This window comes from Dietzia sp. 111N12-1 (assembly GCF_001658045.1).
Classification (GTDB): Bacteria; Actinomycetota; Actinomycetes; order Mycobacteriales; family Mycobacteriaceae; genus Dietzia; species Dietzia kunjamensis.
Map to the genome: position 1 here is coordinate 92,275 of NZ_LSSV01000001.1, position 13,331 is coordinate 105,605.

Here is a 13,331-nt window from a genome sequence, read left to right on the forward strand (position 1 = left end):
CCGTACTAGATCACCTGCGCGTCCATCGGTCGGTGGCCCGAACCGGGGTCCGGGTGGACGTACTCGGCGGTGAGGGCGGCCCACGCCGACACCGCCGCCACCGTGACGAAGCCCAGGGCCGCCACGTAGGGCCCGAAGGTGACCGACGCGTCCGACGGCAGGCCGGACAGCATGGGTTCCGCCTCCCCCGTGGAGGCGATGAGGATCCACACGAACGCGAGGTGTCCGACCAGGGCGCCCGACGCCACCACCGCGGCCGCCAGTGCGAACGCGCCCAGTCGGGTCGCGGCGGTCGCCGCCACCAACAGGAGCATTCCCACCAGGCCCAGGTAGAGCACGGGTGCCACGCTGCGGACGTCGATGAGGTCGGTGATCCCCAGCGCGGTGATCTGCTCTCCCCGCCCGGTGCTCAACCAGGGCAGGTAGAGGCTGAGCAGGGCCACGGCCAGGCCTCCGACCTCCACCAGCGCGCAGAGCCGGCTTCGGCCGCGGGATATGACCTTGGTCCGGGTGGGGGTCCTCGTCGGGAGGGGGATCCGGTGGGGTGGGGGAGGTGTGTACGCGGCCATGAGGATCGCCTTTCGGCGACGCAGGGCCGCCAGTGTGGTCCTGACCTGATGATATGCCCGAACCGTCAGTGCATCCACCCGATGCGGCGGGCCCGCGTCGGCCGGCGTCGCTCAGTCCCGGAGGTGTCGCCCCGCCTCGACGTCCGGGAAGAGGTAGTCGGCGGCGCGGGCCGCCCATACGGACCCGGCAGCCACGAGGACGAACCCCAGCGCGGCCACGTAGGGGCCGAACGTCACGGATGCGTCGGACGGCAGCCCCGCCAGGATCGGGTCCGCGCTGCCGGTGGAGGTACCGAGCGTCCACACGAATGCGAGGTGGGCGGCCAGCACGGCCAGCGCCACGATCGCGCTCGCGTAGGCGAAGGCGCCGAGTCGGGTCACCGTGGTCACCACCACCAGGAAGGACATCAGGACCAGCCCGAGGAAGAGGACCGGGGCGACGCCACGGACGTCGATGATCTCGGTGATGCCGATCGCCGTGATCTGTCCGCCCCCGTCGGCGGAGAGCCAGGGGAGGTAGAGGCTGAGCAGCGCCGCTCCGAGGCCCGCCACCGCGATGAGGGCGCCGATCCGGTTCCGCACGTGCGGGATGAGCCCGTCGTGGGAGGGGGACGTCTCGGAGCGGTCCTCGCGGTGGGGCGCGCGAGGCGTGTACGCGGTCATATCGATCACCCTTCCGGCACGGACGTGCACTTGTGGTGTACGTCACATCCTAGTCCCGGATCGCCCGGGGATCCACCGCCGGTCACCGCCGTCGGTCACCGCCGCCGGTTCGTCCGGCGGGTCGGCTCGGCGGACATGGGATCCTCCGGCCACGGGTGCCTGGGGTACCGCCCCCGCATCTCCGCGCGCACCCCGGGATAGGCCTCGCGCCAGAAGAACGCCAGGTCCCGTGTCACCGCGAGCGGCCGGCCGGCGGGCGAGAGCAGGTGGACGGTCACGGGCACCCGGCCGTCGCAGACGCGGGGGGAGGTGGTCCAGCCGAAGCACTCCTGCAACTTCACCGCCAGCACCGGCGGGTCATCGGACCCGACCTCCGGGTAGTCGACGCGGTACGACGACGAGGAGGGCACCTGCAGGCGGTCGGGCACCAGCTCGTCGAACCGACCGGCCTCGGGCCAGGGCAGCAGTCGGCGCAGCGCCGGTCCGAGGTCCCGTCCCGCCAGCCGGGAGCCGTGGGCGAGGGCGTCGATCTCCGGACCGAGCCAGTCGTCCAGCCGCTCCGCCAGCCCGTCGGCGGACACGTCCGGCCACGGCGGGCCGAGCTCCCGGTGTGCGAGCCCGAGACGGCGCCACAGCCGGACCGCGTCGTCGTCGGGACCCAGCGCGGCGAGTCCGCCGGCCCGGACCACCGCCGCCACCGCCCGTCCGGCGGCCGCGGGGGAGGGCCGGACCGGTGTGGAGGAGAGCTCGATCGCGCCGAGCCGCCGGATGCGTCGCCCCGCCACCGAACCACTGTCGAAGACGGCCGTCTCGTCGTCGTCGAGGAGGTGTGACGCCGCACGTTCCGCGGTCGGCCGGTCCACGGCGGCGCCCGCGCGGATCACCGCGCCGGCCTCTCCCGCCGCACGCCCGGAGGCGCGACCGACCTCGGCGACCGCGAGCCATTCGTGGCCCGCCAGTGCGGAACCCGGCGGCACCACCGCGCCGGTCCCGGAGGCGAAGGTGTACTGGTCGCCGCGTCGGCGCGCGATGCGGTCCGGGTGGGCGAGCGCCACGACCGTCCCGACGGCGTCCGCCAGCGGGATCCCTCCTCCCGGCTGGCCGCGCCCGCCATTCCCGCCCCGGCCGTCGGCCCGACCGTCGGCCCGGCCGGCACCGCGGTCGCCCCGCACGATCCGCTCGAGGCGGCGGACCTCCCGCTCCCACGACGAGGCGTCCGGCGCCCGTCCCGATCGCAGCGCCCGCAGGTCCGCGACCAGGTCGCCGCCGGGCGAGCGCCGACCCGAGGCCAGCATCGCGACCACCTCGGCGGCCGTCGTCGCCCCGACGAGCCCCGCGCCGTCGAGCAGCGCCCGGGCGTGACGCGGATCGGCCGGCACCCGTGCCAGGTCGCGCCCGCGGTCGGTCACGCGGCCGTCGTCGTCGACCCCGCCCAGGCCGTGCAGCACCCCCTCGGCGCGGGCGATCTCCCCGGACGGCGGCGGATCGGGCAGCGCCAGCCCCTCGCCGCGGGGCGCACCCCAACAGGCCACATCGAGCGCGAACGTCGTCAGGTCGGACGTCGCGATTGCCGGGGTGCGGTGGTCGGGCAGGTGTGAGTACTCCTGCTCCGTCAGGCAGCGCACCGCCACACCGGGGCCGAGACGGGCGGCCCGTCCCGAGCGCTGGACGCACGAGTCCCGCGACGCCGAGACCGTCACCAGCCCGGTCATGTCCCGCGCCGTGTCCCGGCGCGGTTCACGGCTGAGGCACGCGTCCACCACCAGCCGTACCCCGGGCACCGTCAGCGAGGACTCCGCCAGGTCCGTCGACACCACGATCCGCGGCAGCGCCGTGTCGCCCGCCCCGGTCCGTCTCCCGGAACCCGAGACCGCCCGGTCCTGGGCCGCGGCGTCCAGCCCGCCGTGCAGGGGCAGGACCTCGACCGCGTCGCCCGACCTCGCCGACAGCGCGCGCACGACCCGCTCGATCTCGCGCACACCCGGCAGGAACACCAGCGCGTCGACGCCACTCGCGGCGACCTCGCGCGCGGTCACCGCGGCCACGTGGTCCAGGAAGGCGTCGGTGACCCCGCGGGCGTCCAGGCGGGCGGTCGGCGGCGGGGCGTACCGGATCTCCAGGGGGTGCGGTTCCGCGGGGACGTCGACGACCGGCGCCGCGGTGTCCCCGGCCGCGGTCCCGCCGCCGAGCAGTCGGGCGAAGCGCCCTGCCTCCACCGTCGCGGACATCGCCACCACCGGCAGATCGTCGCGCAGCTGCCGCACCTCACACAGCAGTGCGAAGGCCAGGTCGGACTCGACGTCGCGTTCGTGGACCTCGTCGAGCACCACGGCCCCGACACCGGGCAGGTCGGGATCGGCGAGCAGCCGGCGCACCAGCACCCCCGGCGTCACGAACTCGACGAGGGTGTCCCTGCCGACACGCGAGTCCCCACGGACCGTGTAGCCCGCCACGTCACCGGTCCCGGTCCCCGTGAGCGCGGCCAGCCGCCGGGCGGCCGAGCGGGCGGCGACCCGTCGGGGCTGGGTGACGACGACCCGCCCCGACACCGCGTCGGCGACCGCGGGCGGGACGAGCGTCGTCTTGCCGGTGCCGGGCGGTGCCTGGACCACCGCGGTGCCCGACGTGGCGAGGGCGTCCCGCAGGGCGGGCAGGGCCCGGGCGAACGGCAGCCCGCGGCCGATGCGGTCGAGATCGAACGCGCTCACGGCGCCCGGCCGCCGATCGCGTAGCTCATGGCGACGACCCTAGTGGCCGGGGATCCGGCCCGATGCGGGGCGTTCGCTGACGGCGTACACGATCATGCAATCGATCCCCGACCTGCCGCGTTGAACACTGGTGACGGGCCTCGTGCTGCTCCTGCGGTGCAGAGCGTCAGAACCGGCCACTACAGTGGTGAAAAACCGAGGAATGTGAGGTAGCACGATGTTCGAACGGTTTACCGACCGCGCGCGTCGCGTCGTCGTCCTGGCCCAGGAAGAGGCCAGGATGCTCAACCACAATTACATCGGCACCGAGCACATCCTGCTGGGTCTCATCCATGAGGGCGAGGGAGTGGCCGCCAAGGCCCTCGAGTCCCTCGGGATCTCGCTGGAAGCGGTGCGGAGTCAGGTCGAGGAGATCATCGGCCAGGGCCAGCAGGCGCCCAGCGGGCACATCCCGTTCACGCCGCGGGCCAAGAAGGTCCTGGAGCTGAGCCTGCGCGAGGCGCTGCAGCTCGGCCACAACTACATCGGCACAGAGCACATCCTGCTCGGCCTCATCCGTGAGGGCGAGGGCGTCGCCGCCCAGGTGCTGGTCAAGCTCGGCGCGGACCTCACACGGGTGCGCCAGCAGGTCATCCAGCTGCTGTCCGGGTACCAGGGCAAGGAGGCCGAGGCCTCGGGCACGCCCGCCGGCTCCGGTGGCCGCGAGGCCGGGACCCCGTCGTCGTCGACGGTCCTGGACCAGTTCGGTCGCAACCTCACCCAGGCCGCCATGGAGGGCAAGCTCGACCCGGTCGTCGGTCGCGCCAAGGAGGTGGAGCGCATCATGCAGGTGCTCTCCCGGCGCACCAAGAACAACCCGGTGCTCATCGGTGAGCCCGGCGTGGGCAAGACCGCCGTCGTCGAGGGCCTGGCGCAGGCCATCGTCAACAACGAGGTCCCCGAGACCCTCAAGGACAAGCAGCTGTACTCGCTGGACCTCGGCTCGCTCGTGGCCGGGTCCCGGTACCGCGGTGACTTCGAGGAACGCCTGAAGAAGGTCCTCAAGGAGATCAACCAGCGCGGCGACATCATCCTGTTCATCGACGAGATCCACACCCTCGTCGGGGCCGGTGCCGCCGAGGGCGCGATCGACGCGGCGTCGATCCTCAAGCCCAAGCTGGCCCGCGGTGAGCTGCAGACCATCGGTGCCACCACGCTCGAGGAGTACCGCAAGCACATCGAGAAGGACGCGGCGCTCGAGCGTCGTTTCCAGCCGGTGCAGGTGCCCGAGCCGAGCGTCGAGCTGTCCATCGAGATCCTCAAGGGACTCCGGGACCGCTACGAGGCCCACCACCGGGTCACCATCACGGATTCGGCCCTGGCCGCGGCGGCCCAGCTGGCGGATCGCTACATCAACGACCGCTTCCTGCCGGACAAGGCCATCGACCTCATCGACGAGGCCGGTGCTCGCATGCGCATCAAGCGGATGACCGCGCCGCCGGACCTGCGCGAGTTCGACGAGAAGATCGCCGACGCGCGCCGTGAGAAGGAGTCCGCGATCGACGCGCAGGACTTCGAGAAGGCCGCCGGACTGCGGGACACGGAGAAGAAGCTCATCGCCGAGCGTGCCGAGCGCGAGAAGCAGTGGCGCGCGGGCGACATGGACGTGGCCGCCGTGGTCGACGAGGAGCAGATCGCCGAGATCCTGGGCAACTGGACCGGTATCCCCGTCTTCAAGCTCACCGAGGAGGAGACCACCCGTCTGCTCCGCATGGAGGACGAGCTGCACAAGCGGATCATCGGCCAGGAGGACGCCATCAAGGCGGTCTCGCGGGCGATCCGCCGCACGCGTGCGGGGCTCAAGGACCCCAAGCGCCCCTCGGGCTCGTTCATCTTCGCCGGCCCGTCCGGTGTCGGTAAGACGGAGCTGTCCAAGGCCCTGGCGAACTTCCTGTTCGGCGAGGACGACGCGCTCATCCAGATCGACATGGGTGAGTACCACGACCGCTTCACCGCCTCGCGGCTCTTCGGCGCGCCCCCCGGGTACGTCGGTTACGAGGAGGGTGGCCAGCTCACGGAGAAGGTGCGGCGCAAGCCGTTCTCGGTGGTCCTGTTCGACGAGATCGAGAAGGCCCACTCCGAGATCTACAACACCCTTCTCCAGGTGCTGGAGGACGGCCGTCTCACCGACGGTCAGGGACGCATGGTGGACTTCAAGAACACCGTGCTGATCTTCACCTCGAACCTCGGGACCAGGGACATCTCCAAGGCCGTCGGGATGGGCTTCCAGTCCTCCGACAACACCGAGGACGCCTACGAGCGGATGAAGCAGAAGGTCAACGACGAGCTGAAGAAGCACTTCCGCCCGGAGTTCCTCAACCGTATCGACGAGATCGTCGTGTTCCACCAGCTCACGCAGGAGCAGATCGTCCAGATGGTCGACCTCATGGTCAGCCGTGTGGGCGTGGCGCTCAAGGCCAAGGACATGACCATCGAGGTCACCGACCGGGCCAAGCAGCTGCTGGCCAAGCGGGGCTTCGACCCGGTCCTGGGTGCGCGGCCGCTGCGTCGCACCATCCAGCGCGAGATCGAGGACACGCTCTCGGAGAAGATCCTCTTCGGCGAGGTCGCGGCCGGCGAGCTGGTCACGGTCGACGTCGAGGGCTGGGACGGTGAGTCCGACAAGACCGAGGACGCGAAGTTCACCTTCTCGGGCGCCCCGCGTCCCGACGCCCCCACGGACCGTGAGGGCGAGGAGATCACGGCCAGTGTCGCGCCCACCGGAGAGGCCGGCCCGGGTGACTCGCTGCCGCCGACGTCCGGTGGCTTCGGTGGCGGCTCCACCGGCGGGCCCTCGGGCTCGGGCGGCGGGGCGGCTCCCGCCACCACCTGACCGGACGCCGATCCGCCCCGAGCGGCTGACGCAGAGCCCGAGCGGGTGACGCAGAGAACGACCCCCGCCCTGAGGCGGGGGTCGTTCTCGTTCTCCCCCGCTCGGGAACGGGGCGGCGGTGTCGGGCGGAGGGTGTCAGGTGGAGGGTGTCAGGCGGAGGGCTTGACGTCCATCACGACGTCGAACTCCAGCAGGTTCGCGCCCTCGGCGACGGGCTTGCCGTGCTCGCCGGCGTGGGCGGCCCGGGCGTCACCGTCACGCCACGCGGCGAAGGACTCCTCGTCCTCCCAGGTCGTCACCACGAAGTAGCGGGTCTCGCCGCCGGTGGGGCGCAGCAGCTGGAAACCGAGGAACCCGGGCGAGTTCTCGACGGTGTGCGCCCGCTCGGAGAAGCGGCGCTCGAGCTCGGCGCCGGCCTGCGGCGGGACGTTCAGGGCATTGATCTTCACGACGGCCATGGGCCGAGCCTACCGAGGCGGGCCTACGCGGGAAGTGAGTAGTGCTCGCCGACGCGGACGACGAGCCCGTCGCCGAGCAGCGAGTCCAGTGCCCGGTCGCGCTGGGGCGCGTCGGGCCACACCGCGTCCAGGGCACTGCGGGCGGCGGTACCGTCGCCGTCGCGCAGGACGTCCAGCAGCAGCCCCCGCACCTGCCGGTCGGTGCCGGCGAACGTCTGCACCTTGCGCCGCGGGCCGTCCCACTCGGGTCGGCCCGCGGCCAGCCACGCGCAGGTGGGGGCGAGGGGGCAGTCGTCGCAGCGCGGGGTCCGGGCCGTGCACACGAGCGCACCGAGCTCCATGACGGCCACGGAGAACGCCACGGCTCGCTCGCGGTCGTCCGGCAGCAGCGCCTCGACGGCGGCCAGGTCGCGTCGCGTCGACGGGGGCCCGGCCTCCGCGGCGCCGTGCACGGCGCGCGCGACGACCCGCCGGACGTTGGTGTCGACCACGGGGACGCGCCGCCCGTACGCGAAGCAGGCGACCGCGCGCGCGGTGTAGTCGCCGACGCCCGGCAGCGCGAGCAGTTGGTCGACGTCGTGGGGGACCCGACCGTCGTGGAGGTCGACGACGGCGAGGGCGCACTCGCGGAGCCGTAGCGCGCGGCGGGGGTAGCCGAGCTTGCCCCACATGCGGATCACGTCGGCCGGGGCGGCGGCGGCGAGTTCCGCGGGGCCGGGCCAGCGGTCGAGCCAGGCCCGCCAGACGGGCTCGACCCGGGCGACGGGCGTCTGCTGGCTCATGACCTCGCAGAGCAGGATCTCCCATGCGCCGACCTGCCCACCGCGCCACGGCAGTGGGCGGCCGGCGCGGGCGAACCAGGAGAGGAGTGCGGAGGTGTCGAGAGAGGTCAACGCGAGTCTTCCTGGGTCGGCGGGGCACAATATGAGCCATGCCTCATACCAACCCGATCAGCGCATGGGCCTCGCTCCGTGACGGCAACCACCGCTTCGTCGATTGCGAGATGCGTCATCCCAGCCAGAATACCCAGCGTCGCGAGCAGCTCGTCGCCGCGCAGCACCCGAAGGCGGTCCTGTTCGGGTGTTCGGACTCCCGGGTGGCGGCCGAGATCATCTTCGATCAGGGGCTCGGTGACCTCTTCGTCATCCGCACGGCCGGCCACATCATCGACACCGCGGTGCTCGGGTCGATCGAGTACGCCGTCCACGTGCTGGACACGCCGCTGATCGTGGTGCTCGGCCATGACAGCTGCGGCGCCGTCAAGGCGACGGTGGACGCGCTGGCGACCGGGGAGATCCCGCCCGGTTTCCTCCGGGACGTGGTGGAGAAGGTGTCCCCGTCGATCCTCAACGGGCGTCGCGAGGGGCTCAGCAGCATCGACGACTTCGAGGCACGCCACGTGCTCGAGACCGGCGAGCTGCTGCAGCAGCGTTCCAAGATCATCAGCGACCGGATCGACAGCGGCGAGCTCGCGATCGTCGGGGTGACCTACAAGCTCTCCGACGGTCGCGCCTACCTCCGCAGCGTCCTCGGCGACGTGGAGGACGTCGCGCGCGGTCCCGGCGAGGAGATGGTCGCCATCTGACGCCCTCCGGCGGCCCGGCGGCCCGGCGGCCACCCGGTCTGAGGGACACGCCGCGCCGACGGGCAGGTGGGGCACCCGCGCGGCTCTAGAGTTGGACCCGTGCAGGAACCCCAGGGCCCCCTACCGCGCGAAGTCTATGTGCGTCGCCGCGTCGCCGCGGTCGTCGTCGCCGTCATCGCCGTGGTCGTGGTGGTGCTCGCGCTGTTCCTCGCCTCCCGCGACAGCGGGACCGACACCCAGGAGACCGCCGCGGGCGGGGAGAACGGCACGACCGGGGCCGTCGAGACCTCGGAGACGTCGACCTCCGCGACCACCGAGCGGGACGACGACGGAGGCGCCTCGCGGGGCCGGTGCGCCGACGAGGATCTCCGTCTGGACGTGTGGCCGGCCGAGCCCAACGTGCCCGTGGGCTCCGACGTGCGCTTCTTCGTCAACATCGTCAACGTCTCGGACACCACGTGCGACCGGGACCTGTCGGAGGCGCCGCTGTCGTTCGAGGTCTACCGGCTCGACGACAACTCCAAGGTGTGGTCGAGCATCGACTGCACCACGCCGCGCGAGGAGGACCAGGTCGAGCTGCGCCCCGACGAGCCGGAGCCGCGTCAGATCGACTGGACCGGCCGGCGGTCCGCCGAGGGCGCGTGTTCCGAGTCGGACCGGACGCCAGTCGAGGTCGGCGCCTACCAGGTGTACGCACTGGTCGGGAACGTCTTCAGCCCGGCCTCCACCTTCAACGTGGTCGAGGCCCCCGAGTCCTGACCGGGTCCTGACCGGGCCCGCGCCGAGCGATGGGGCGCCGCGGTGGTCGTCAGCCGGTGCCCAGGCCGGTGAGGCGCTGCCGGACGTGGCGGGCCCACAGCGCGCCGACGCCCTCGACGTCGGCGAAGTCCGACTGCTCGGCCGCCAGCAGTGCGGGCACCGATCCGAAACGTTCGACCAGCGCCGTGATCTGCACCGGCCGCAGACGAGGGATGTGCGCGAGCATGCGGTGTCCGCGGGCGGTGACGTGCTCGTCCAGGTCCTCGGGCTCGGCCGGTAGCCCCAGGCAGCGGGCGACGGGCGCGGGCAGGAGCAGGTCGGCGTCGGTCAACGCGGCCAGTCGCTCGAGCCCGGCGGTGACCTGCTCCGGTGTCGGTATCGGGCGTGCATCGCCGTCGACGGCCTCCACGCGGAGGTGATCCGCGACCAGGCCCCACAGTTCATCGGGGGTGTCGGAGAGCAGCTCCTCGAGCTGCAGGGTGGTCTGGCGCCCGTATTCGCCCATCTCCACCGTGAGCTCGGCGAGTTCGGCGCCCAGGCGTTCGAGCCTGAGCAGGCGCTGGGCCATGGTCACGACGTCGCGCACCGAGGCGTAGTCGCCCATCTCCGCCCGGTCGAGCCGGGCGCGGGCACGGGCGGTGCGGGCGCCGTGCCGCTCCATCGTGGCGACCGTCTGGTCGGCCCGGGCCAGCAGGACCACCGGGTCGGCCAGCACCCGGGCCAGTCCGCCGGCGTAGACGGTCACCGTGGTCATCGATGCCGACACGGCCACCGTGGGGACGCCGGTGTGCAGCGCCGTGCGCTCGGCGGCGCGATGACGGGTGCCCGTCTCGACGGCCGGCAGCGACGGGTCGGGGACCAGGTGGACGTTGGCGCGGGTGATCCGGGAGCCATCGGTGGACAGCACGACGGCGCCGTCCATCTTGCTCAGTTCCCGCAGTCGGGCGGGCGCGAACTCGACGTCGAGGTCGACGCCGCCGTCACAGATGGCCCGGACGGCGGGATCGTCACCGAGCACCACGAGCCCCCCGGTGCCGCTACGGCGGATCCGGTCGAGTGCGTCACGCAGCGGGGTGCCCGGGGCGAGTCGCCGCAGGACGGCCCGCATGTCGGGGTCGACCGGTGAACCGTCGGCCGAGCGGGCGGAGAGGGCGGACGTGTCAGTGCTCCTCGGACTCGCCGGCGTACTCCGTCGGACGGGTGTACTCGCCGGCCTCGACGAGCTCGCCCACGACGGCGGCCTCGGTCTCGATCCGGTCGCCGTTGGAGAAGCTCACGGTGGCGGGCACGGAGACCCCGACGTCGAGGTCGTCGGCCGAGGGGAGGGTCGCGGTGGTCTGCTCGACACAGACGCCCTCCGGTGCGGGGGCGGGCTCTGCGCCCTCGGTCGCGTCGACGACGATCGTGCAGCCACGCTGCAGCGGCCGGGTCTCGCCGAGCTGGACCGGGGTGCCGTCGATCTCGACCTGATCGAGGGAGACGGCCTCGCCGAGGCCGTAGCCGGTGAACGAGGCGACGAATCCGACGCGGGCCTCGCCACCGTTCTCGGGGACGACCACCTGCAGGTCGTTGACGTGCAGGTCGCCCGCGGAACCCCGTCCACCGTCGACCGCGGCGACCTGGTTGGCGGTCTGGGAGACCTGGCCGGCGCTGCAGGCCGACGCCCCGAGGGCGGCGCCCACGGCCAGGACTACGAGCGCGGTGCGGCGCAGGCCGGTGTTCGGTGAAGTCACGTCAGGCTCCTCGGGGATGGTCGTCTCTCAGGCCGGTCTCATCGTAGTCCACGGCCCGTCCAGACCGGCGTCAGAGTGGCCCCCTCACACCCGTGGGATTCCCTCGTCAGCCTGTACACGTTGCTGACCTGCGCAAACGGAAAACGCCTGCACTGAGGGCGTGCTAAGATAGGGCGGTCGAAAGGGGAAAGCCACTCATGGAGTTCAAGGTCGGCGACACCGTCGTCTACCCGCATCACGGCGCCGCCACCATCCAGGCGATCGAGATGCGGACGGTCAAGGGCACCGAGAAGGAATACCTCGTCCTCAAGGTTTCACAGGGCGACCTCACGGTGAAGGTACCGGCCGAGAACGCCGAGTACGTGGGCGTTCGCGACGTGGTGGACCAGGCGGGCCTGGACAAGGTCTTCGAGGTCCTGCGCACCGAGCACGCGGAGGAGCCCACCAACTGGTCGCGTCGTTACAAGGCCAACGGCGAGAAACTCGCCTCCGGTGACGTCAACAAGGTCGCCGAGGTCGTGCGCGACCTCTGGCGCCGCGATCTCGATCGTGGCCTGTCCGCGGGCGAGAAGCGCATGCTCGCCAAGGCGCGCCAGGTGCTCGTCGGCGAGCTCGCGCTCGCCGAGCGCTCGGACGAGGAACGCGCTGACGCCCTCCTCGGTGAGGTCCTCGGCTCCGCCGCACCGGCGTGACGCGACCGTCGGAGTGATCGGACACGGTCCGGACGGCCACCCCGCCCCCACGGGCAGGGTGGCCGCCGTCGTTCCCGCGGCCGGTTCCGGGCTCCGGCTCGGCGCGGGACTGCCCAAGGCCTTCGTCGAACTCCACGGCCGGACGATGCTGGAGCGGGCCGTCGCCGGCCTGCTGGACTCGGGGGCCGTCGACGATGTGGTGGTGGTGGTCCCGTCGGACCGCGTCCGGGAAGCCGAGTCGATGCTCGCTCGGCTCCGGGACGATGACCACCTCGTCGTCGTCGCCACCGGCGGCGCGGAGCGCACCGACTCCGTGCGCAACGGGCTCGCGGCGCTGACCGCCACCCACGGTGATGCCGGCGCGGCGGTGTACGACGTCCTGCTGGTGCACGACGCGGCGCGGTGCCTCACCCCCGCCGCACCGACGCGGCGCGTCGTCGAGGCCGTGCGCTCCGGCGAGGTCGCCGTGGTTCCGGTGCTCCCGGTCGTCGACACCGTCAAACAGGTCGACGTCGACGGCTACGTCGTGGGCACCCCCGACCGTTCCGAGCTGCGCGCCGTCCAGACACCCCAGGGATTCGCTCCCGACGTCCTGCTCGCCGCCTACGACGCGGCCGGGGACATCGCCACCGACGACGCCGGCCTGGTCGAACGGATCGGGCAGCGGGTTGCGACCGTCGAGGGAGACGCGCTCGCGTTCAAGATCACCACCGCCACCGACCATGCCCGCGCGCTGACGGAACTCGCCGGATCCCGTCCCGGCTCGGCGCCCCCCGTCCCCGCGGGCCGAATCCAGGAGGACCCGTGACCGGACCCGTCATCCCCCGCGTGGGGATCGGCACCGACGCCCACCGCGTGGATCCCGGAAAGCGCTGCATGATGGCGTGTCTGCACTTCCCCGAGGACAACGGGTGCGAGGGGCACTCCGACGGGGACGTGGTCGCCCACTCCCTGGTCGACGCCCTGCTCTCGGCGGCGGGCCTCGGCGACCTCGGCGCGCTGGTGGGCACCGGACGACCCGAGTACGACGACGTCTCGGGCGAGCGCCTGCTGCGGGAAGCGGTGGCCGAGCTGGACGAGCACGGGTGGGTGATCGGCAACGCCGCCGTGCAGATGGTGGGCAACCGGCCCAAGATGGGGCCGCGCCGTGCCGAGGCCGAGCAGCGATTGTCCGAGATCATCGGCGCCCCGGTCTCCGTCTCCGCCACCACCACCGACGGCATGGGCTTCACCGGCCGCGGTGAGGGGGTCTCCGCCGTGGCCACGGCACTGGTGTACCGGGCCTGACGGCC

13 protein-coding genes are annotated in these 13,331 nt (G+C 72.5%); 6 read left to right on the forward strand and 7 right to left on the reverse strand.

Features of this window, described 5'->3' with window-relative positions; translation table 11 throughout:
* Positions 1-5: 5 nt before the first annotated feature.
* The 3 genes from AYO52_RS00445 to hrpB form a co-directional block, all read right to left on the reverse strand.
* Positions 6-569 carry a hypothetical protein gene (locus AYO52_RS00445; RefSeq protein ID WP_067711607.1) on the reverse strand — a complete coding sequence of 188 codons (564 nt, stop codon included), beginning with the start codon at positions 567-569 and terminating at the stop codon, positions 6-8.
* A gap of 111 nt (positions 570-680) precedes the next feature.
* Positions 681-1,232, reverse strand: a complete 552-nt coding sequence (locus tag AYO52_RS00450; protein ID WP_067711610.1) for a hypothetical protein — start codon at positions 1,230-1,232, stop codon at positions 681-683.
* A gap of 95 nt (positions 1,233-1,327) precedes the next feature.
* Positions 1,328-3,940, reverse strand: a complete 2,613-nt coding sequence (hrpB, locus tag AYO52_RS00455; RefSeq protein WP_067711612.1) for an ATP-dependent helicase HrpB — start codon at positions 3,938-3,940, stop codon at positions 1,328-1,330.
* Between the two features lie 217 nt (positions 3,941-4,157).
* On the opposite strand from hrpB, the gene AYO52_RS00460 reads away from it, so the two are divergent.
* Positions 4,158-6,812, forward strand: coding sequence for an ATP-dependent Clp protease ATP-binding subunit (locus AYO52_RS00460; protein ID WP_067711615.1), 2,655 nt, complete (start codon positions 4,158-4,160; stop codon positions 6,810-6,812).
* Positions 6,813-6,961: 149 nt separating this feature from the next.
* Here AYO52_RS00460 and AYO52_RS00465 read toward each other — a convergent pair whose 3' ends face one another.
* Positions 6,962-7,270, reverse strand: coding sequence for an antibiotic biosynthesis monooxygenase (locus AYO52_RS00465; protein ID WP_067711618.1), 309 nt, complete (start codon positions 7,268-7,270; stop codon positions 6,962-6,964).
* A 23-nt stretch (positions 7,271-7,293) separates the two neighbouring features.
* Positions 7,294-8,163, reverse strand: coding sequence for an A/G-specific adenine glycosylase (locus AYO52_RS00470; protein ID WP_067711621.1), 870 nt, complete (start codon positions 8,161-8,163; stop codon positions 7,294-7,296).
* A 38-nt stretch (positions 8,164-8,201) separates the two neighbouring features.
* On the opposite strand from AYO52_RS00470, the gene AYO52_RS00475 reads away from it, so the two are divergent.
* Entirely contained in the window at positions 8,202-8,855 is a 654-nt protein-coding gene (locus tag AYO52_RS00475; protein ID WP_067711624.1) for a carbonic anhydrase, read from the forward strand.
* 99 nt (positions 8,856-8,954) lie between these two features.
* Positions 8,955-9,614: a hypothetical protein gene (locus AYO52_RS00480; protein WP_067711627.1), complete on the forward strand. Its 660-nt coding sequence runs from the start codon at positions 8,955-8,957 to the stop codon at positions 9,612-9,614.
* Between the two features lie 49 nt (positions 9,615-9,663).
* Here the strand turns inward: AYO52_RS00480 and disA are convergent, their stop codons facing one another.
* Both disA and AYO52_RS00490 read right to left on the reverse strand, forming a co-directional pair.
* Entirely contained in the window at positions 9,664-10,722 is a 1,059-nt protein-coding gene (disA, locus tag AYO52_RS00485) for a DNA integrity scanning diadenylate cyclase DisA (RefSeq protein WP_067711629.1), read from the reverse strand.
* 52 nt (positions 10,723-10,774) lie between these two features.
* Positions 10,775-11,347, reverse strand: coding sequence for a hypothetical protein (locus AYO52_RS00490; protein WP_067711632.1), 573 nt, complete (start codon positions 11,345-11,347; stop codon positions 10,775-10,777).
* Positions 11,348-11,544: 197 nt separating this feature from the next.
* On the opposite strand from AYO52_RS00490, the gene AYO52_RS00495 reads away from it, so the two are divergent.
* The 3 genes from AYO52_RS00495 to ispF are packed head-to-tail and all read left to right on the forward strand — an operon-like array spanning position 11,545 to position 13,326.
* Complete coding sequence (locus tag AYO52_RS00495) at positions 11,545-12,039, forward strand: CarD family transcriptional regulator (protein ID WP_067711635.1); 495 nt, start codon at positions 11,545-11,547, stop codon at positions 12,037-12,039.
* 16 nt (positions 12,040-12,055) lie between these two features.
* Positions 12,056-12,847: a 2-C-methyl-D-erythritol 4-phosphate cytidylyltransferase gene (gene ispD / locus AYO52_RS00500; RefSeq protein WP_253701717.1), complete on the forward strand. Its 792-nt coding sequence runs from the start codon at positions 12,056-12,058 to the stop codon at positions 12,845-12,847.
* A complete protein-coding gene (ispF, locus tag AYO52_RS00505) occupies positions 12,844-13,326 on the forward strand; it encodes a 2-C-methyl-D-erythritol 2,4-cyclodiphosphate synthase (RefSeq protein ID WP_067711638.1) in 483 nt (160 codons plus the stop codon). Before ispD ends, ispF begins: the two co-directional genes overlap by 4 nt.
* Positions 13,327-13,331 lie beyond the last annotated feature (5 nt).

Bases quoted from the DNA above. Each gene is read 5' to 3' on its own strand.
- AYO52_RS00445 (WP_067711607.1), bottom strand. From the start codon at position 569: ATGGCCGCGTACACACCTCCCCCACCCCACCGGATCCCCCTCCCGACG.
- disA (WP_067711629.1), bottom strand. From the start codon at position 10,722: ATGCGGGCCGTCCTGCGGCGACTCGCCCCGGGCACCCCGCTGCGTGAC.
- AYO52_RS00450 (WP_067711610.1), bottom strand. From the start codon at position 1,232: ATGACCGCGTACACGCCTCGCGCGCCCCACCGCGAGGACCGCTCCGAG.
- AYO52_RS00460 (WP_067711615.1), top strand. From the start codon at position 4,158: ATGTTCGAACGGTTTACCGACCGCGCGCGTCGCGTCGTCGTCCTGGCC.
- AYO52_RS00495 (WP_067711635.1), top strand. From the start codon at position 11,545: ATGGAGTTCAAGGTCGGCGACACCGTCGTCTACCCGCATCACGGCGCC.
- AYO52_RS00465 (WP_067711618.1), bottom strand. From the start codon at position 7,270: ATGGCCGTCGTGAAGATCAATGCCCTGAACGTCCCGCCGCAGGCCGGC.
- AYO52_RS00475 (WP_067711624.1), top strand. From the start codon at position 8,202: ATGCCTCATACCAACCCGATCAGCGCATGGGCCTCGCTCCGTGACGGC.